Source organism: Trichlorobacter ammonificans, assembly GCF_933509905.1.
Taxonomy (GTDB): Bacteria; Desulfobacterota; Desulfuromonadia; order Geobacterales; family Pseudopelobacteraceae; genus Trichlorobacter; species Trichlorobacter ammonificans.
Window position 1 is genome coordinate 1,135,533 of the sequence record NZ_OW150024.1, and the last position, 19,139, is coordinate 1,154,671.

Genomic DNA, 19,139 nt, shown 5'->3' on the forward strand with positions numbered 1-19,139 from the left:
CATGCATTCACTGATCCTGGCTACCGCCATCCGGTTGCTGCTGCCGCTGATGCTGATTTTCTCACTTTTTCTGCTGCTGCGGGGGCACAACGAACCGGGGGGCGGCTTCGTGGGCGGGTTGGTGGTGGCCGCCGCCTTTGCACTCTATACCCTGGCGCACGGGGAAAAGGAGGGGCGGCGGATGCTGCGGGTGGAGCCGCTACGGCTGGTGACGGTGGGGTTGGTCACGGCGTTGGTGAGCGGTTTGCTGCCGATGCTGGCGGGATTCCCTTTTCTGACCGCGCTCTGGAGTTCCGTGCCGGCGCCGGTTATCGGCCATGCCGGTACTCCCCTGCTGTTCGATCTGGGAGTTTATCTGCTGGTGGCCGGTATGGCACTGCTGATCATTTTTACCCTGATGGAGGAATAAATGGAGCCGGTTCTGGCGGTGGTCATAGGCGGGCTGTACGCTGCGGGCATGTACCTGATGGTGCGGCGGAGCATCGTCAAAATGATTTTCGGGCTGGCGCTGCTGGGCAATGCCGCCAACCTGCTGATTTTCACCGTGGGGCGGCTGACCCGGGGCAGGCCGCCCCACGTCCCTGCGGACGGCATAGTGACGGCGGTGCCGGTTGCCGACCCGGTTCCCCAGGCTCTGATTCTGACCGCCATTGTTATCGGCTTTGGCGTGCAGGCCTTCGCGCTGGTGCTGATCAAGCGGGTGTACCAGACCGTGGGCAGCGATGACCAGGACGAAATGACCCTGGAAAACCGGGGAGCGTTGGTGAATAGTCCGGAACAGAGGGAGGGACGGTGAAAAACACGATACTGTTTCTACCCCTGCTGATTCCGTTGATCACGGCGGTACTGGGACTGCTGGCCTGGCGACGGCACACCCTCCAGCGCCTGCTGGGGGTCGGCAGCACGTCGGCCCTGCTGGCGGTCGGTCTGCTGCTGCTCGCCACGGTGAGGGACGGTACAATCCTGAGCGTCCAGGCTGGCAACTGGCCGGCTCCCTTCGGCATCACCCTGGCGGCCGACCTGTTCAGCGCTCTCATGGTAACAGCGGCCGGTGGCATGGGGCTGTGCGTGACCGTCTACTCCCTGGCGGATACCGATACCCATCAGGAATCCCTCGGCTACCATCCCCTGCTGCAGGTGCTGCTCCTGGGGGTCTCCGGATCGTTTCTCACCGCCGACCTGTTCAATCTCTACGTCTGGTTCGAGGTGATGCTGATCGCCTCCTTCGTGCTGCTGGCCCTGGGAGGGCGCCGTGAGCAGATGGAAGGAGCCATCAAGTACGTGGCTCTCAACCTGATCGCGTCCGCCTTCTTCCTGGCCGGTATCGGCCTGCTGTACGGCGTGGCCGGCACCCTCAACATGGCCCACTTGGCGGTCAAGTTGCGTGACGTTGCCCATACCGGCACCATCCCGGTCATTGCCGCTCTTTTTTTTGCTGCCTTCGGTATCAAGGCGGCAGTCTTTCCGTTTTACTTCTGGCTGCCCGCCTCCTACCACACTCCGCCGACCGCGGTGACCACCATCTTTTCCGCGCTGCTCTCCAAGGTGGGAATCTACGTGCTGTTCCGGGTTTTTACCCTGATCTTTGCCCAGGAGGCAGTGGCAGGCCAGGGGGTGCTGCTGACAGCGGCAACGGGCACCATGCTGTTCGGCGCTCTGGGAGCCACGGCGCAACCCGAACTGCGCCGCATGCTCTCCTTTTGCGTGGTGAGTCAGATCGGCTACCTGCTGCTGGGCCTGGGGATCATGACCCCCCTTGCCTTGGCAGGCAGCATTTTCTTCATACTGCATATCATTGCAGCCAAATCGGCCCTGTTTCTGGCTACGGGGCTGGTGGTCCGGATCAGCGGCAGCAGTGAAATGGCAGTCGTGGGGGGGCTGTACCGCCAGCGCCCGCTGCTGGCGCTGCTTTTCCTGCTCCCCGCTCTTTCCGTGGCCGGGCTGCCGCCGTTTTCCGGATTCTGGGGGAAACTGGCCCTGGTGCAGGCCGCCCTGATTCGTGAGCAGTACCTTGCGGTGACCGCCGCCTTGGGGGTAAGCATCCTGACACTGTTGTACCTGGTCAGGGCATGGAGTGAGGTCTTCTGGAAGGGGCGTCCCGCCGGCAGCGAAGGGAGTGCCCGCTCCCTGCCGGCGCTGCAGCGCCGGCAGATGGTGGGACCGCTGACGGCACTGGTTCTGGTAATGATGCTTATGGGACTGACCGCAGAGCCGTTCATGGTGCTGGCTCGTACGGCAGCCGAGCAGTTGCTGGCACCGGACCGGTATATCACGACTATTCTCGGGGTGACGCCATGACTGCTTTTCTGGCAAACATTCTGCTTGCCCTTGCCTGGATGGCCCTGACCGGCTCCTTTGGCGCGAGCGGCTTTTTTACCGGCTTTCTCTTCGGCTTCTGCGTGATCTGGGTCGGCAGGCGGGACCGCGCCAGCGCGGCCTACCGGCAGCGGTTGCTGGCGGTGGCCGGATTTATCGTCTTTTTCGTGAAGGAACTGGTAATGGCCAACCTGCGGGTGGCCCATGACGTTCTGACACCGCGTGACTACATGACCCCCGGCATTGTGGCGGTTCCGCTCGATCTGGAAAGTGATCTGCAGATAACGCTGCTTTCCAACCTGCTCACCCTGACGCCGGGAACGCTGAGTCTGAACCTTTCTGCAGACCGCCGTACCCTCTATGTTCACGCCATGTACATCGACGATCCGGCACAGATGGTCCGGGAAATCAAGGATGGATTTGAACGGCGGATACGGGAGGTGATCCAGTGAAACTTACAGCCTATTGCACTCATTTCATCCTGCCGCTGTTGGGGGTGGGGCTGCTGGTGACCTTTATCCGGGTGGTGCGTGGTCCCAGCCTGCCGGATCGGGTGGTGGCCCTGGACCTGATGGCTACCTTTATCATTGCCATTTCCGCGGTCTATTCCGTGGTCAGCGACGAGCCCTCCTACCTGGATGCGGCGGTGGTGCTGGCCCTGATCACTTTTCTGGGCACCGTGGCCTTTGCCTACTATCTGCAACGGAGGAGCGGCAATGCGTGACGCACTCATCGCCCTGCTGTTGTTGGGAGGGGTTTTTTTCGCTCTGGTGGCCGCCATCGGCGTGGTACGGCTCCCCGACATTTACATGCGGCTTTCGGCAGCTTCCAAGGCGTCGACCATGGGTAGCAGCCTGATCCTGAGTGCCGTAGCCCTTTTTTTTGGCAGTACGGTCGTCACCGGAAAGGTGGTGGCCATCATCGCCTTTACCCTGCTCACCGCACCGGTGGCAGCCCATATGCTGGGACGGGCCGCGTATTTCAGCGGTGAACCGCTCTGGGACAAAAGCATACGGGATGAGCTGGATGGAGCGGGCGAGTGGCGAAAGAGTGGAACGCCGCCCCGGGAGCAGGGGGAGAGTGCCACGCCGGCGGAAGAAAAGGAGAAGGGGGACTGACGCGTGAGATCAGGCGGGGAGACGGTTGCAGCTCCCCGCCTGTCAGGTCAGGCCGGTGGGTCGGCGGCACCGGAGAGGGTCGCCGCCTGGGCTACCGCATCGGCCACGGCCGCATGCACGGCCATATTAAGGATGCCGGGTACCAGTTCTCCCTCCTCGGCATACTGGGCTATGGCCCGGGAGGCGGCGATCAGCATCCGGTTGTTGATTCTGCGGGCGCGGGCATTGAGCGCTCCCCTGAAGATACCGGGAAACGCCAGGGCATTGTTGATGCTCTTGCCGTCCGCGGCAAAGGAGGCTCCGGCCGCCAGCGCCTGCTGCGGGCCGATTTCCGCATCAGGGTTGGAGAGCGCCAGAATCACCTGGCCGTTGCGCACCATCTCCGGTTTGATCAGTCCCGGGCAGCCGGTGGTAGCAACCACGATCAGGGAGCGTTCCATGACCCCGGCCAGGTCTGTTGCTTCGCCGCCGTTTGTCCGATGCATCTCCATGGCGCCCTGGCTCAGGTCGGTACCCAGCACCTGCTTGACGCCGTAGGCCATCAGCAGCTTGGCGATGCCGGTACCGGCTGCGCCGAGGCCGATAATTCCCACCGTGGCGTTCTGCAGGCGCGTGTTGGTAAAACGGGTGGCGTTGAGCAGTGCGGCCAGTACCACGACCGCCGTACCGTGCTGGTCGTCGTGCATGACCGGGATCGTCAGCCGTTCCACCAGGCGCCGCTCGATCTCGAAGCAGTCCGGCGCGGCAATATCCTCCAGCTTGATGGCGCCGAAGGTGGGGGCGATCCGACAGATGGTCTCCACGATCTGGTCGGGTTCCTTCGTGTCCAACAGGATTGGAATGCCGGAGATGCCGACCAGCTTGTCGAACAGGACCGACTTGCCTTCCATGACCGGCATGCCGGCCACCGGGCCGATATCTCCCAGCCCCAGGATGGCGGTGCCGTTGGTCACGATGGCCACACTGTTGCCGATGGCGGTAAAACGCCGGGCAAGCTCAGGGTGCTGCTGGATCTGGCGGCAGATGGAGGCCACACCGGGGGTGTAGATCTTGCGGACGTCGCCGAGGGTCGCCAGTTCGACCCTGCTTTTGACGGCGATCTTGCCCCCCTCGTGCACCTTCTGGACCCGGTCGATCACCTCCTCGACCGTCACCCCCTCAACCAGGCTTACCGCATGCAGAATCCGCTCCAGGTGGCGGTCGTTATCCACGTAGAGGGTGATCTCGCGCACATTGTGCGTCAGGCCGGAGCGCAGCAGCCGTACGTCGCCGATATTGCCCCCTTCGGAGCCGATGGCAGTGGTGAGGCGTCCCAGATAGCCGGGCTGATCGGTGATCGTCACCCGGATGGTCTTGACGATCTTGTCCAAACCTTTTTCAATGTTCATCCGTTGGATTCTCCAAGTGTGCTAACAGCTCTTCACCGGTTCGAAACAGCCGCCTTCCTGCTGGTACTCCAGCAGTTCTCCTGCGGTGATGTCGAAATACCAGCCGTGCAGTGACAGCGTACCACTGGCGACCCGCTGGTCGATCCAGGGAAAGCTGCGCAGATTTTCCAGGGAAAGCAGAATTGCCGCCTGTTCCGCGGCCCGTTGCTGCAGGCCCGGTTCCTTGTCCGGCAATTCCGTTAAGACCCGCTCCCGGGCAGGGGCGGCAATGGACATCCAGTGTGAGATAAATCCGCCCCCCTTGCAGCCGCAGGTGCCGGCCATCAGTGCCTTGATGCCGCCGCAGCCCGAGTGCCCCAGCACCACGATATGCTCCACCCCCAGGTGGCAGACCGCAAACTCAAGGGCGGCGCTGACGCCGTGCCGTCCCCCCTTTTCTTCAAAGGGGGGAACCAGGTTGGCCACGTTGCGCACGGTGAAAATGTCCCCCGGGGCGCAATTGGTGAGCAGGGCCGGATCGACCCGGGAGTCGGAGCAGCCGATGATCATGGTTTTCGGGCTCTGCCCCTCCTTGAGCGGCTCAAAATGGTCGGCTCCGGCACCGAAGTAGCTTTCCTGAAACGTACGGAAACCGGCAATGAAACGTTGAATATCTTTCACGATTCACCTCATCCGTGGGGAGGCAGGGCTCCCGGTTACGGTTTGGACAATGCAGCCAGGGCTTCGTCGGCGGTCCGGTCGTAACGGGCCCGCTCCTTGTCGGCCGCCTCCTTGAGGGCCGCGCCGATTTGCGGGTACTTGAGAGCCAGGATGCGGGCCGCCAGCATGGCGGCATTCTTGCTGCCGTCGATGGCCACGGTGGCCACCGGTACGCCCGGCGGCATCTGTACCGTGGAAAGCAGGCTGTCCATACCGGAGAGCGGGCCGTTGCCCAGGGGCACGCCGATCACCGGCAACAGGGTATGGCCGGCAACGACACCGGCCAGGTGAGCGGCCACGCCGGCACAGCCGATCAACACCTGCACTCCTTCGCGGTGGGCCCGTTCAAGGTAGGCCAGCACCTTGTCCGGCGTACGATGGGCCGAGGCCACCACGATTTCGCTGGGAATACCCAGTTCGGTAAGGGTTTCGCGGATCTTGACGACGGTGGGCAGGTCGTTGGGGCTGCCGGTCAGAATGCCCACCAGGGGCATGTCTTGGATCATTGCCGGTACGTTCGTGCTCATTGCGGTTCTCCTTGCAGAAATGATTGACTACTGATCTGAGGGTGCCGACCACCGCCCGATGGCGCGGTGATGCCGGAAACCAGCTGCAGTACGGTGGCTCCGGAGGGGGAGCTGCTGGTGCGTGGTCATTCCGGGCACTGACGTGTCCGGCTGATCAGGCGACGATGTCGGGTGGAATGAAAATATCGCGATAAACGTCGGAAAGGGCGAGGGAGGTTTTCCGGCCGCCGTTCCTCACGACCTGGGGGCCGTACGCCGGTAGTGGGCTGCCGGACAGCAGAAAGGTGGTGTAATCGACGAAGGACTGCTTGGGGGGCTTGAAATTCTGCAATTCCGGAAACTGTTGCTCTTCTTCGCTGCCCACGGTGATGGTCTGCGTAAGCTCGTGCCCCGACGTCGCAGCTTTCATGCCGTCCTGCAGCAGGCCGGGCAGGGTCAGGTGCAGCAGGGTGGCCAGCATGCAGAGTGCGGCGGCTATGGCGAAGGAACGGCACTGGGGCATGGGGAGTGGTCCGGGATCGCAGTTGTCCGAGGCTTGTTGCTCTGTGCAGCTATTTAACGATAAACGACGTCCGGCTGTCAAGGCAGTATACGGTTGTGCTTCCGGAGTGCTAGCTGGGCGCCGCGGGCACCGCCGCTGGTGCCTGCCTTGACATCGGCGCTTTCTGTTCTATAAGGATAGAGCAAAGACGATTCTGGTAAAACAGAGAGTGCAGGGGGCGCCAGCAATGGCTCTGGCGACCCGCAATCAATACGGATGGTTCTCAACGGGGAGACTGCTCCCCGTTCCTGTTTGCGAAACCATCCGTGGGAGGAGCATGATGCGTACCAGTCTTGACTTGGGGCTTATTGGTAACGGCGCCGTCGGCGCCCTGATTGACCGGCAGGGGGAGATCGTCTGGTGCTGCCTGCCGCGCTTCGACGGCGACCCGATGTTCTGCTCGCTGCTCAAGGAACACACCAACCATGACGGTTTCGGCTATTGCGGTATCGAGCTGGTGGAGCAGATCGCCACGGAGCAGCAGTACCTGCCCAATACCGCCGTGCTGGTGACCAAGCTCAGCGATGCTCACGGCGCAGAGGTGGAGGTGACCGACTTCGCTCCCCGCTTCCGCCAGTTCGGCCGGATGTTCACGCCGGTAATGCTGGTCCGGCGAATCCGCCGTCTGCGGGGCTCCCCCCGAATCCGCCTGGCGGTGCGGCCGGCGTCGGATTACGGCCGCGAACGCTGCCCCGTCACCTACGGCAGCCACCATGTCCGTTACCTCTCCCCCGGCTGGGTGCTGCGCCTGACCACCGACGCCTCCATCACCATGCTGCTGGAGGAACGTCCCTTCTTTCTGGAGGAGGAGATCACCCTCATCTTCGGTGCCGACGAAACCATCCCCACGGCCATCGGCGACCTGGCCCGGCGTTTTCAGGATGAAACCGTGCATTACTGGCACGACTGGGTGCGGGATCTGGGCATCCCCTTCGAGTGGCAGGACGAAGTGATCCGGGCCGCCATCACCCTGAAGCTGAACACCTGCGACGATACGGGCGCCATCATCGCCGCCATGACCACCTCCATCCCGGAAGCGGCGCATACGGTGCGCAACTGGGATTACCGCTTCTGCTGGCTGCGGGACTCTTACTTCGTGGTGAATGCCCTGAACCGTCTGGGGGCCACCAAGTCCATGGAGCGCTACCTGGGGTACCTAACCAATATTTCCGCCGGGGCGCCGGGGGGGCGCTTGCAGCCGGTCTACGCCATTAACGGCGCGGCACGACTTGAGGAGCGGATCGTCGACACCCTGTCCGGCTACCGCGGCATGGGGCCGGTGCGGGTGGGGAACCAGGCCTTCGAGCAGGTGCAGCACGATGTCTACGGCGCCGCCATCCTGGCGGTGACCCACGTGTTTTTCGACCGCCGCCTGTTGCGCTGCGGCGACCGCACCCTGTTCCACCGCCTGGAGTCCCTGGGGGAGACCGCCGTGCAGGTGTTCGACCAGCCCGATGCCGGGCTGTGGGAGCTGCGGGGTACCGCCCGGGTACACACCTTTTCCAGCGTCATGTGCTGGGCCGCCTGCGACCGTCTGGCCCTGATCGCCGCCAAGCTGGGGCTGGGCGACCGGCAGGGGTACTGGCGGGACCATGCCGACAGCATCTACACCGAAATTTACCGGCGGGGCTGGAACGAGGAAAAGCAATCCTTTGTCGCCTCCTTTGACGGCGACTCCCTGGACGCCAGCCTGCTCCTGCTGCACGACGTCGGTTTTCTCTCGGCGGACGATCCCTGTTTCCAGTCCACGGTCGCCGCCATTGAGCGGGAACTGAAGCGGGGAGACTACGTGTACCGCTACGTGGAGGCGGACGATTTTGGGGAGCCGGAGAACGCCTTTATCGTCTGTACCTTCTGGTATATCCACGCCCTGGCGGCGCTGGGCCGCCACGACGAGGCCCGGGCGCTCTTCGAAAACCTGCTGGCGCGGCGCAACCACCTGGGGCTGTTGGCGGAGCATATTGACCCGGTCACCGGCGAGCAGTGGGGGAATTTCGTGCAGACCTACAGCATGGTGGGACTGATCAGCTCTGCCATTCGCCTGAGTAAACGCTGGGATGCGGCGTTCTGACGCTGGTGCCGTAGCGTCCCGCCGCTCTCAGGACTTGACCTCCGGCTTTATTATTGGCATAAATTAGCAATGCTAACTATTAGTGTAGCTAAGTAATTTTCAGGTGCTGACGGCGGGAGTGACCATGCAGAAGGATGCAGCAACAATCATGGAAGTATTCGACAATGTGCGGCGGGTCATCCAGGCGATTTCCGAGTATTCGAAAGCAGCCGAGCATACCACCGGCCTGACCGGTTCCCAGCTGTGGGCGCTGAAACTGTTGACGGCGGCGCCGGTGCGGGTTTCCGAGCTGGCGCGGCTCATGTCCCTGCGTCCGCCCACCGTGGTGGGCATCTTGGACAGGCTGGAAGCAAAGGGTCTGCTCACACGCACGGTTTCGAAAGAGGACCGCAGGGTTGTAGAGGTTGTACTCACGGAGCAGGGGAGAGCGCTGGTGGCCGGGGCGCCGGAGGTGGCCCAGACCCTGCTGGTGAAGGGGCTGGCCGAACTGTCCGAGGAACAGTTTTTCCATGTTGAAGAGGGGATGCGCCTGATGGTGGGGATGCTAGATGCCGGGCACCTCGTGCCTCAGCCGCTGCACAGGTGAGCCGGCCGGACTCGGGACGGTGAGAGAGGAGGAGATGATGAGAATACTGCGATACCTGCTTCGGGAAAACCGGTGCATCTGAGGGCATTCGGCACTGCCATCGCTGAAGCGCCGGCACTGGTCGCTTCGCTGCTGACCCTGGGACTGGCGCTTCTGCTGGGGCTGCTGGGCTATCTGCTCCTGTTTAAGGTGCTGTTCCGTCTGGCTGTGCATTCCGACAGCTCCCTGCAGAAGAACCTGCTGCAACGCTGGCGCCCCCCGGCAAAGCTGTTGCTGCCGCTGGTTGCGGTGCTGCTTGCCCAGCCGTCGTTTCAGTTCCCCCCCGGCATCTCCGAACTACTGCGCCACTTGGGCAGCATGGCGTTGATTGCCGGCATTGCCTGGTTGATGGCCTCCACCATCCTGGGGCTGCGGGACCTGGTCCTGCAGCGCTACGATGTGAGCGACAGCGACAACCTCAAGGCCCGGACCATTTCCACCCAGGTGACCATGCTGGTGCGGATTACCATCGTGATCGTCATCGTCCTGGCCGGGGCAACCATGCTGATGACCTTTGAAACGGTGCGTCAGGTGGGGGTGAGCCTGCTGGCCTCAGCCGGTATTGCCGGCATCATCATCGGCTTTGCGGCCCAGCGCAGCTTGGCGGCCCTGCTGGCAGGAATCCAGATCGCCATTACCCAGCCGATTCGCCTTGACGATGTGGTGATCGTGGAGGGCGAATGGGGGCGGGTCGAGGAGATCACGCTGACCTACGTGGTGGTGCGCATCTGGGATTTACGGCGCCTGGTGCTGCCGATCACCTATTTTCTGGAAAAGCCGTTCCAGAACTGGACCCGGGCGTCGGCCGACCTGCTGGGCACCGTGTTCCTGCACTGCGATTACCGGGTGCCGGTGGCGGAGGTGCGGGCCGAACTGGAAAGGATCCTTGCCCGGACCGAGCTCTGGGACGGCAAGGTCTGCGGCTTGGTGGTGTTCGATGCAACCGACAGGACTGTTGTCCTGCGTGCCATGGTCAGCGCGCCCAATTCGGGAGCGGCCTGGGATCTGCGCTGCCATGTCCGCGAGAAGCTAATCGAGTTTCTGCAGCGCGACCATCCGGAGTGCCTGCCGCGGCTGCGAACCGAACTGGAGCCGTTTCCTGCCGCGGTGCCGTCGACGGAGGGACCGGCAGCACCGTGACCCGGACCGCAGCGCAGGGGACGGATAGCAGCCATCGACCATGGCTGCGATTCCCCGGCCGGAGGCGCGGGGACAAGACGGGTGCGGAGCCCGTACCGCACCGGAGAAGGAGGAGCGTGTCATGTTCAAGAGAATCATTCTGTTCCTGATTACCAACCTGGCCATTCTGTTTGTACTGAGTTTCGTGGCGAACCTGCTGGGGATCGGTCCGATGCTGACCCAGCAGGGGCTCAACCTGGGCAGCCTGATCGCCTTTGCCGCCGTGTTCGGCTTCGGCGGTTCGCTGATTTCGCTGGCCCTCTCCAAGTGGACCGCCAAACGGCTGACCGGGGCGCAGGTGATCACCACTCCGGGCAATGAAGTGGAGACCTGGCTGCTGGAAGTGGTACGGCGCCAGTCCCTGAAGGCCGGCATCGGCATGCCGGAGGTGGCGGTCTACGATGCCCCGGACGTCAACGCCTTTGCCACCGGCATGCGGCGGGATAACGCCCTGGTGGCGGTCAGTACCGGACTGCTGCGGACCATGGACCGCAATGAAGCCGAGGCGGTGCTGGCCCACGAGGTGAGCCATGTGGCCAACGGCGACATGGTGACCCTGGCCCTGATCCAGGGGGTGGTCAACACCTTCGTGATCGTGGCCTCGCGGGTAGTGGGCTACCTGGTGGACCGGGTGGTTTTCAGGACCGAGCGGGGGCACGGTCCCGGCTTTTTCATCACCTCCCTGGTGGCGCAGCTGGTGTTCGGCATTCTGGCCAGCATCATCGTCTGCTGGTTCAGCCGGCAGCGGGAGTTCAGGGCCGATGCCGGTTCGGCGGCCCTGGCAGGGCGCGACAAAATGATCGCGGCTCTGCAGAAACTGCGGCTTACCGCCGGGCAGCCCCATCTGCCGGACCAGGTGGCGGCCTTCGGCATATCCGGCACCAGCAACGGTGGCCTGATGAAGCTGTTCATGACCCATCCGCCGCTGGAAGAACGGATCGAGGCGTTGCGCCGGAACCGGGGCCTCTGAATGCGTCAGTCATCTGCCGGCCTGTCGTTCCGTTCGCTGCACCTTTCCCTCCGTTTCGTGCTGCCGCTGGCCGTTGCCCTGGGGTTGCTGGCCTACGGGGTGGTGCCGCTGATCGACGGCCTGATGCTGCGCTGGTCGGTGCGGGACATGGATATCCGTTCCCGCCTGATCAGCAGTACCCTGCAAGATCCGTTGAGCGAACTGATGCGGAAAGGGGAGCGCCAGCGCATCAGCAGCCTGCTCGTGCGGGTCAACCAGGACGAGCGGCTGCTGGCCCTGGGGGTATGCGACAACGAGAGCCGTCTGCTCTACAAGACGCCGGCCTTTCCGGCGGCTCTTTCCTGCCGCCAGCCGGAGCACAGCGGCAGTGACCCGGAACATCTGATCCGTCTGCCCCAGGGACCGGTGCATGTGGCGGTCAGTCCCATCGGTGATGAAAGCGGCAGTGTCGGCTCCCTGGTGCTGATTCATGACATGAGCTTCATGGAGCGCCGCAGTGCCGATACCCGCCAGTATGTGATCCTGCTGTTCGCGGTGCTGGGAGTGGTGATCTCCCTGATCACCGTGTTCGTGGCCCACCTGAGCTGGCGGGGCTGGATGGAGGGGGTGCGGGCCATGTTGCGGGGGGAGGGGATTCTACGCCCCTTTGCCGGCCAGCAGGCGGTCACGAGTTCCGAATTGCAGCCGCTGGTGGGGGATCTTCGGGCACTGTTGCGAACGCTGGACGCGGAGCGGCGTTTTGCCGACGACGCCACCATTTTCTGGAGCGCGGATACGCTCCGCAAGCTGCTGCACAAGGAGCTGAGCGGCGACCAAGTGCTGGTGGTTTCCAACCGGGAGCCGTATATTCACTCCCAGGAAGGGGAGACCATCAGGGTACAGCGGCCCGCCAGCGGCCTGGTGACGGCGGTGGAGCCGGTGATGAAGGCGTGTTCCGGCACCTGGATCGCCCACGGCAGCGGCAGCGCCGACCGCCAGACGGTGGATGCCCATGACCGGGTGGGCGTGCCGCCGGAAAAACCGGCCTACACCTTGCGCCGGATCTGGCTGAGCAGGGAGGAGGAGAGCGGCTACTATTACGGCTTTGCCAACGAAGGGTTGTGGCCTCTCTGTCATATCGCCCATGTGCGGCCGGTGTTCCGCTCCAATGACTGGCAGCAGTACGTGGCCATCAACCGGCGCTTTGCCGATGCCGTGGTCAGGGAGGCCAAGACCGATGATCCGGTGGTGCTGGTACAGGATTATCACCTGGCACTGCTGCCCGGCTATATCCGGGCGGCGCTGCCCAAGGCAACGGTGATCACCTTTTGGCATATCCCCTGGCCCAACCCGGAATCCTTCGGCATCTGCCCCTGGCGGGAAGAGGTGCTGCAGGGGATGCTGGGCAGCACCATTCTGGGCTTCCATACCCCGTTCCATTGCAAGAACTTCATCGAGACCGTGGATCGCTACCTGGAAACCAGGATTGAGCACGAGTCCTCCACCATTTCTCATAACGGCAAACTGACCATGGTGGAAAGCTACCCGATTTCCATTCAATGGCCTTCACCCTGGCAGGAAAGCCAAGCCTCTGTTGAGGAGTGCGCCCGGGAAATCCGCAGCAGCCTGGGAATCGGGCCGGACTGTCTGGTGGGGATCGGGGTGGACCGGCTGGATTATACCAAGGGGATTCTGGAGCGCTTCTGGGCGGTGGAACGGATGCTTGAGCTGCACCCGGAGCTGGTGGGGCGCTTCACGTTCATCCAGATCGCCGCCCCCACCCGCACGGCCCTGGACGACTACCAGAATTTCGATGCCCAGGTGCGGGCGCTGGCGGCGCGGATCAATAAACGGTTCGCCACCGCCTCCTGGCAGCCGCTCGTGCTGCGGATCGAACACCACGAACCGGAGGAGGTGAACCGCTACTACCGGGCCGCTGATGTCTGCATGGTGACCAGTCTGCACGACGGCATGAACCTGGTGGCCAAGGAGTACGTGGCGGCCCGTGACGACGAGCGGGGGGCGCTGGTCTTGAGCCAGTTCACCGGGGCGGCCCATGAACTGCACGAGGCGCTGCTGGTGAACCCGTATCATATCGAACAGACCGCCGAGGCGCTGCATGAGGCGTTGGTCATGCCGGAGTACGAACAGCGGGAGCGGATGCGCAGCATGCGTGCCCTGGTACGCGACTTCAACGTCTATCGCTGGGCCGGCCGGATGTTGCTGGATGCGGCCCGGATACGACAGCGCGAGAAACTGGCGGCCCGTATCGGCGGCCTGGCCAGGGTGAGGTGAGCGTGATCGGTCTCTTCAGTGCTGAGGGCCGCAGCGCGCTGCGCGCTTTCGTCAACGCGCACACCCTTTTTGCCTTCGATCTGGACGGCACGCTGGTGCCGATCGTGGCCAATCCGGCCGATATCCGCATTGACACCACAGTGCAGGATGGCATGGTTGTGCTTACCTCGTTGGCTGCCACTGCCGTCATTACTGGCCGTTCCCGCAGCGACGCCGCAGCCCGCCTCGGTTTCACCCCGCGCTACCTCGTGGGGAACCACGGAGCCGAGGGGGTGCCGGGACAGGAAGCGGAAAGCCGCGAGCTGCTCCGGACGGTCGCGGCCTGGGAACGGCAACTGCTCACCCTGCTCCCCCCCCAACGCCGGGCGGGAATCCTGCTGGAACGCAAGGGGTACAGTCTGTCGCTCCACTATCGTCACGCTCCGGAGCCCCGCTCCGCCCACGCCGCCTTGCTGGCGGCCATTACCGCTCTTACCCCTCCTCCCCGGCGAGTGGCGGGGAAGTGTGTGGAAAACCTGCTGCCCCTGGGAGCACCCCACAAGGGGGAGGCGCTGGTGCGGCTTCTGGACGTTTCCGGCTGCGTCAACGCCTTCTTCATCGGCGACGATGAAACCGACGAGGATGTCTTTCGTCTGAACGATCCACGAATATTCCCTGTCTGCGTGGGAGCGGACCGTGCCACTGCCGCCCGCTACCTGCTGGAGCGTCAGGAGGATATGTCCCTGCTGCTGAACGCTCTGGTGACGCTCCTGCGAGACGGAGCGGTTGAAATGTAACCGCTATCGTGTAGTATCTGTCCGCACAACGGGGAGTGCCGCTCCGCTGGTACGTTCCGTTCAATTCATGCTGCACGGGGTTTCCAATGGCCGATCTGAATGTCCTGTTTCAACCGGTGGGGCAGTACTGTCATCGCGAGGTGGTCACCTGTTCGCCCGACGATCCGCTGGTTGAGGCGGTGTCGGTCATGCGGCGACACAATATCTCCAGCCTGGTGGTCTGCCGCGATGGACGTCCCATGGGGATGATCAGCGATCGTGACCTGCGGAACAAGGTGGTGGCCCAGGGGCTCGATCCCAAGCAGTTGACCATTGCCGACATCATGCACACTCCCCTGATCACCATCGGCGAGCAGGAGTTTCTTTTCGAGGCGCTGCACCGTATCTCCCGCAACGGCATTCACCGGCTGGTGGTGCTTGGTTCCCAGGGGGGACTGGCCGGCATCATCACCGATTCGGACATTCTCCGGCTACAGGGCAATTCGCCGCAGCGCCTGGTGCGCACCATCGAAGAGGCCCGCAGCGTGGATTCCCTGCGCCGTCTCCATCAGCGGGTGCAGGGGCTGGTGCTGCATCTGATCGGCACCGGCGTGCGGGTGCAGGAGCTGGTTCGCCTGATCGCCCACTTGAATGACCAGGTGCTGGTCCGCCTGATCGATCTGTTGCTGGAAGAGCAGTATGCCGACCTGGCCGGTCGTTTTGCGTTTCTGGTGCTGGGAAGCGAGGGACGGGGAGAGCAGACCCTGACCACCGACCAGGACAATGCTCTGGTGTATGCCGACGACCTGACCCCGGCGGAGCAGCAGCGAATCATCGAATTTTCGGAAACACTGATTCAGGCGATCATCGCCATCGGCATCCCTCCCTGTTCCGGCGGCATCATGGCCAACAACCCCCTCTGGCGGCATAGCCTGAAAGAATGGAAGGGAGTCATGGATGGCTGGTTTGCCGTACCGACGCCGGAGAATATCCTGAAAGTGGGTATGATTACCGACCTGCGCGCCCTGCGGGGAAACCTGTCCCTGGAGCAGGCCATGAAGGATCATATCGCCGGCAGACTGAAGGGAAACGAGGCGTACCTGGGACACCTGACCAGCAACGTGCTGCGCTTTGCCGTGCCCCTGGGGTGGTTCGGTCGCATCAGGACCGAGGCCGGCGAGGATCGAGAAGGGCGGCTGGACCTGAAAAAGGCCGGCATTTTCGCCATCACTGAAGGGGTGAAAATTCTGGCCATTTCCGAAGGGGGACAAGTCAACGGCACCGTCCCCCGCATCGAACGGCTGGCCGAAATCGGCGTTCTCGAGCGCCGGGAAGCCGACGACCTGATTGCAACCTACCATACCTTGGTCTACTTCCGATTGCGTACCCAGGTTGAGGCGATCCGGGAGGGGCGGACGCCGGACAACCGGATTGCCCTCGCCCGTCTGAACCGGATGGAGAAGGGGCGGCTGCGGACAGCCCTGGAAGGGGTCCGTTCCTTCCAGGGGTTGCTGCAGCGCCGCTTCCGTCTGGGGCAAATCCTCTAGCCGGAAGACCACGCACCCACTTCCTCCGCAGGGAAGCTTCATCCTGCAGTGCACTTCACATCTCCCTGCCCCGTCCCGGATATGCTGGTCCCCCCTTCCTGCGTTGACGACCTGGTTTTCTCAGTAACTCCGGTTCATTTTCGTGTTGTTATCACGTGCTGTCCCCCTCCGTTTCCCGTCAGCGCCGGGGCTGTTTCCGGGGTTTTTCGAAGCCGGTTTTATTTCATACGGCACAATGTTCTATTATTGCCGCTTTTTGGGCGTACAGACAGCGGGTTCATACGGTGTGCTCTGCGGGCTGGCCGGCGCCGGAATGAACGGCTGTGTTAGGCGTGCTCGTCCGGCGTGCCGTGGCATATGGGTATGGAATCGTAATGCGCGGAGACATTGTTGTCGGCAAAAACAGTATTTATACTAGCTGGTTGAAAAAAATAAATTTTTCGTGAATAAAAAAATAAAACGATTATTTAAATTGCTAATATTACGAAAAAAAAACGTTTGATAAAAAAATGACGCCAGTTGAAACTTCATTTGACAAAACAACTCTGTTTCGTATACAAGACTGGTGCCGTTGCCCCGGAGACCGTCAGGTGCGTGTCTGTTGGTCCGGGCTGAGACAGCGTGGTGGTTGCCCGTGCGGGCACTTGATAACATATGTGAAATCACTTTGAGGAAAGGGGGCTTGAAAAACCGGAGGCAGGCGATCCGCGGCATGGTTATGTCGTTGAGATCCGGAGAGTAGCGAGAAACTTTGTGAAAGGAGTACACAAACATTATGTCAGAACAAGCAATCAACTGGAGTTCGATAGCGCAGAATCCCAAGTTTGTCGAACTGCACCGCAAAAAGACCGCCTTCCTGTTCGGCTGGTGGATTTTCTCCAGCATCTATTACTTCCTGCTGCCGATTGGTGCCGCCTACGCGCCGGGGCTGTTCAAGGTACAGGTACTCGGCCGGATCAACGTCGGCTATCTGTTCGCCCTGTCCCAGTTCTTCGTGTCCTGGGGGATCGCCATGTACTATGCCCATGTTGCCAACAAAGATTTTGACCGTCTGACCAGGGAACTGGTCGCCGACGTCCAGTAGGAGGTGCATTCGTGAAGAAACTGCTTGTAACCCTCGGCTGCCTGCTCACCTTTGCCGGTGTTGTCTGCGCTGAACCCGCCAAGACGCCGGCTGCACCGGACGCGGCACCCGCCGCTGCCGCCCCTGCACCCGCTGCCGCAGCCCCCGCCGCTGCCGTTGCCCCGGCTGACGCCAAGCCGGCTACCCCGGCCAAGACGGTTGTGGACTCCAAGGAAAAACTGAAGGCCAACCCCAAGGTCACCATTCCGATCTTCCTGATGATCATCGGCGCCACCATGGCCGTGGTGGTCTGGTCGGCAAAAAAGACCAAGTCGGCAGCCGACTTCTACACCGCCGGTGGCGGCATCACCGGTACCCAGAACGGCTGGGCCATTGCCGGCGACTATATGTCCGCCGCCTCCTTCCTGGGGATTTCCGGCATGATCTCCCTGTACGGTTACGACGGCTTCATGTACTCGGTGGGCTGGCTGGTGGCTTACATCACCGTGCTCCTGATCGTAGCCGAACCCTGCCGTAACGCCGGCAAGTACACCCTGGGCGACATTCTGGCCTTCCGGACCGAGCCCAAGCCGGTGCGCGCCGTTGCCGCCATTTCGGTTGTCGCCGTTTCCACCTTCTACCTGACCGCCCAGATGGTTGGTGCCGGCAAGCTGATGCAGCTGCTGCTGGGCATCAACTACAAGGTGGCCGTTATCGGCGTCGGTATCCTGATGGTTGGCTACGTGGTGTTCGGCGGCATGACCGCTACCACCTGGGTACAGATCATCAAAGCCGGCCTGCTGATGACCGGTGCCGGTCTGCTGGCGATTCTGGTGGGCCTCAAGTCCGGTATGAGCCCGTTCCAGTTCTTCAACGACATCGCCACCAACGAGAAGATCATCGATCACGTCAAATTGCTGCCGATTTATCTGAGAGAGGTTGAGGCGGGTACGGCCACCATGGATGCCGGCCAGCGCTTCCTGGAGCCCGGCCTGTTCCTGACCAACCCGCTTGACCAGATCTCCCTGGGTATGGCCCTGGTGCTGGGCACCGCCGGCATGCCGCACATCCTGATGCGCTTCTTCACCGTGCCGACTGCTCAGGAAGCCCGCAAGTCGGTTATCGTGGCCATGTTCATCATCGGCTCCTTCTACATCCTGACCACCCTGCTGGGCTTTGGCGCGGCCATTCACCTTTCCCCGCAAGGGATCAAGGCGGTTGACGCCGGCGGCAACATGGCTGCCATGATGCTGGCCAAGGCGCTGGGCGGCGACATCTCGCCGTTCATCGGCGACCTGCTGCTGGCCTTCCTCTGCGCCGTCGCCTTCGCCACCATCCTGGCGGTGGTCTCCGGTCTGGTGCTGGCAGCCTCCGCTGCTATTGCCCACGACATCTACGTGAACGTGATTAAGGACGGCCACGCCGACCAGCATGAGCAGGTCATGGCTGCCCGGATCACCTCCTTCGTGGTCGGTGCCTGCGGTATTGCCATCGGTATTGCTGCCGAAAAGCAGAACGTTGCTCACTTGGTGGCCCTGGCCTTCGCTGTGGCCTCCTCCGGTAACCTGCCGGTGGTGGTGCTCTCGCTCTTCTGGAAAAAGTTCAACACCGCCGGCGTCATTGCCGGTCTGCTGGTGGGTACCATCGCCTCCATCGGTCTGGTGATGGTCTCCCCCAACATGACCTATCCGGATGTCGTTGCCAATAACGCGAAGAAGGCTTACACCAAGCTTGAGGCCGATATTTCCGCCGGCAAGATTGCTCCGGAAGCAATGGAAAAGACTCTGAAGACGATTGACGACAAGAAGGCTGAGGAAGCCAAGAACCGTGGCGGTAAGTCCATGGTCGGTCTCTCCGCGCCGCTCTTCACCCTGAAGAACCCCGGTATTCTCTCCATTCCGCTGGGCTTCATCGCCGCCATTGTGGCCGCGCTGGCTTTCCCCAGCCGTCGGGCAGAAGAGATGTGGGACGAGATCTACGTCCGTCAGAACACCGGCATCGGCATGGCTAAGGCCATTGACCACTAAGATGCCCTTGACATTCAGTGGCCGCTCTGGTACTTCTAC

The 19,139-nt window shown here is 62.4% G+C and carries 19 protein-coding genes; 15 read left to right on the forward strand and 4 right to left on the reverse strand.

The features are described from left to right. The first annotated feature begins 1 nt into the window (after window position 1). From RAK07_RS05125 to mnhG, 6 genes are read left to right on the forward strand one after another with little or no spacing between them, the layout of a single operon-like run. Window positions 2-409: a Na+/H+ antiporter subunit B gene (locus tag RAK07_RS05125; protein WP_305731767.1), complete on the forward strand. Its 408-nt coding sequence runs from the start codon at window positions 2-4 to the stop codon at window positions 407-409. Next, window positions 410-796, forward strand: coding sequence for a Na+/H+ antiporter subunit C (locus tag RAK07_RS05130; protein WP_305731768.1), 387 nt, complete (start codon window positions 410-412; stop codon window positions 794-796). Then, the gene (locus RAK07_RS05135) at window positions 793-2,298 is read left to right on the forward strand and encodes a Na+/H+ antiporter subunit D (RefSeq protein ID WP_305731769.1); all 1,506 of its coding nucleotides are present in this window, start codon (window positions 793-795) and stop codon (window positions 2,296-2,298) included. Before RAK07_RS05130 ends, RAK07_RS05135 begins: the two co-directional genes overlap by 4 nt. Beyond that, window positions 2,295-2,768, forward strand: a complete 474-nt coding sequence (locus tag RAK07_RS05140; protein WP_305731770.1) for a Na+/H+ antiporter subunit E — start codon at window positions 2,295-2,297, stop codon at window positions 2,766-2,768. The genes RAK07_RS05135 and RAK07_RS05140 overlap by 4 nt, the downstream gene beginning before the upstream one ends. Beyond that, entirely contained in the window at window positions 2,765-3,040 is a 276-nt protein-coding gene (locus RAK07_RS05145; RefSeq protein ID WP_305731771.1) for a cation:proton antiporter, read from the forward strand. The genes RAK07_RS05140 and RAK07_RS05145 overlap by 4 nt, the downstream gene beginning before the upstream one ends. Further along, window positions 3,033-3,434, forward strand: coding sequence for a monovalent cation/H(+) antiporter subunit G (gene mnhG / locus RAK07_RS05150; RefSeq protein WP_305731772.1), 402 nt, complete (start codon window positions 3,033-3,035; stop codon window positions 3,432-3,434). Before RAK07_RS05145 ends, mnhG begins: the two co-directional genes overlap by 8 nt. Before the next feature lie 47 nt (window positions 3,435-3,481). Here mnhG and RAK07_RS05155 read toward each other — a convergent pair whose 3' ends face one another. From RAK07_RS05155 to RAK07_RS05170, 4 genes are all read right to left on the reverse strand, one after another. After that, window positions 3,482-4,822: an NAD-dependent malic enzyme gene (locus RAK07_RS05155; protein WP_305731773.1), complete on the reverse strand. Its 1,341-nt coding sequence runs from the start codon at window positions 4,820-4,822 to the stop codon at window positions 3,482-3,484. Window positions 4,823-4,843: 21 nt separating this feature from the next. Beyond that, window positions 4,844-5,482 (reverse strand): carbonic anhydrase, encoded by a 639-nt coding sequence (locus RAK07_RS05160; RefSeq protein WP_305731774.1) that lies wholly within the window; start codon window positions 5,480-5,482, stop codon window positions 4,844-4,846. 35 nt (window positions 5,483-5,517) lie between these two features. After that, window positions 5,518-6,048: a 5-(carboxyamino)imidazole ribonucleotide mutase gene (gene purE, locus RAK07_RS05165; protein WP_305731775.1), complete on the reverse strand. Its 531-nt coding sequence runs from the start codon at window positions 6,046-6,048 to the stop codon at window positions 5,518-5,520. A 154-nt stretch (window positions 6,049-6,202) separates the two neighbouring features. Continuing rightward, window positions 6,203-6,550, reverse strand: coding sequence for a hypothetical protein (locus RAK07_RS05170; protein ID WP_305731776.1), 348 nt, complete (start codon window positions 6,548-6,550; stop codon window positions 6,203-6,205). Window positions 6,551-6,866: 316 nt separating this feature from the next. Here RAK07_RS05170 and RAK07_RS05175 point away from each other — a divergent pair, with 316 nt between their 5' ends. The 9 genes from RAK07_RS05175 (at window position 6,867) to RAK07_RS05215 (ending at window position 19,100) form a co-directional block, all read left to right on the forward strand. After that, the gene (locus tag RAK07_RS05175) at window positions 6,867-8,660 is read left to right on the forward strand and encodes a glycoside hydrolase family 15 protein (RefSeq protein ID WP_305731777.1); all 1,794 of its coding nucleotides are present in this window, start codon (window positions 6,867-6,869) and stop codon (window positions 8,658-8,660) included. Between the two features lie 124 nt (window positions 8,661-8,784). Continuing rightward, entirely contained in the window at window positions 8,785-9,246 is a 462-nt protein-coding gene (locus tag RAK07_RS05180) for a MarR family winged helix-turn-helix transcriptional regulator (RefSeq protein ID WP_305731778.1), read from the forward strand. Window positions 9,247-9,318: 72 nt separating this feature from the next. Next, complete coding sequence (locus tag RAK07_RS05185; protein WP_305731779.1) at window positions 9,319-10,425, forward strand: mechanosensitive ion channel family protein; 1,107 nt, start codon at window positions 9,319-9,321, stop codon at window positions 10,423-10,425. Window positions 10,426-10,546: 121 nt separating this feature from the next. Beyond that, window positions 10,547-11,434 carry a protease HtpX gene (htpX, locus tag RAK07_RS05190; RefSeq protein ID WP_305731780.1) on the forward strand — a complete coding sequence of 296 codons (888 nt, stop codon included), beginning with the start codon at window positions 10,547-10,549 and terminating at the stop codon, window positions 11,432-11,434. Beyond that, entirely contained in the window at window positions 11,435-13,708 is a 2,274-nt protein-coding gene (locus RAK07_RS05195; protein WP_305731781.1) for an alpha,alpha-trehalose-phosphate synthase (UDP-forming), read from the forward strand. It abuts the gene before it with no gap. A 2-nt stretch (window positions 13,709-13,710) separates the two neighbouring features. Next, the gene (gene otsB / locus RAK07_RS05200) at window positions 13,711-14,484 is read left to right on the forward strand and encodes a trehalose-phosphatase (protein WP_305731782.1); all 774 of its coding nucleotides are present in this window, start codon (window positions 13,711-13,713) and stop codon (window positions 14,482-14,484) included. A gap of 86 nt (window positions 14,485-14,570) precedes the next feature. Continuing rightward, window positions 14,571-16,010, forward strand: a complete 1,440-nt coding sequence (locus tag RAK07_RS05205) for a putative nucleotidyltransferase substrate binding domain-containing protein (RefSeq protein ID WP_305731783.1) — start codon at window positions 14,571-14,573, stop codon at window positions 16,008-16,010. Window positions 16,011-16,785: 775 nt separating this feature from the next. Further along, entirely contained in the window at window positions 16,786-17,094 is a 309-nt protein-coding gene (locus RAK07_RS05210) for a DUF485 domain-containing protein (RefSeq protein WP_305731784.1), read from the forward strand. Window positions 17,095-17,105: 11 nt separating this feature from the next. Then, a complete protein-coding gene (locus RAK07_RS05215) occupies window positions 17,106-19,100 on the forward strand; it encodes a solute symporter family protein (protein WP_305731785.1) in 1,995 nt (664 codons plus the stop codon). Window positions 19,101-19,139: the final 39 nt, after the last annotated feature.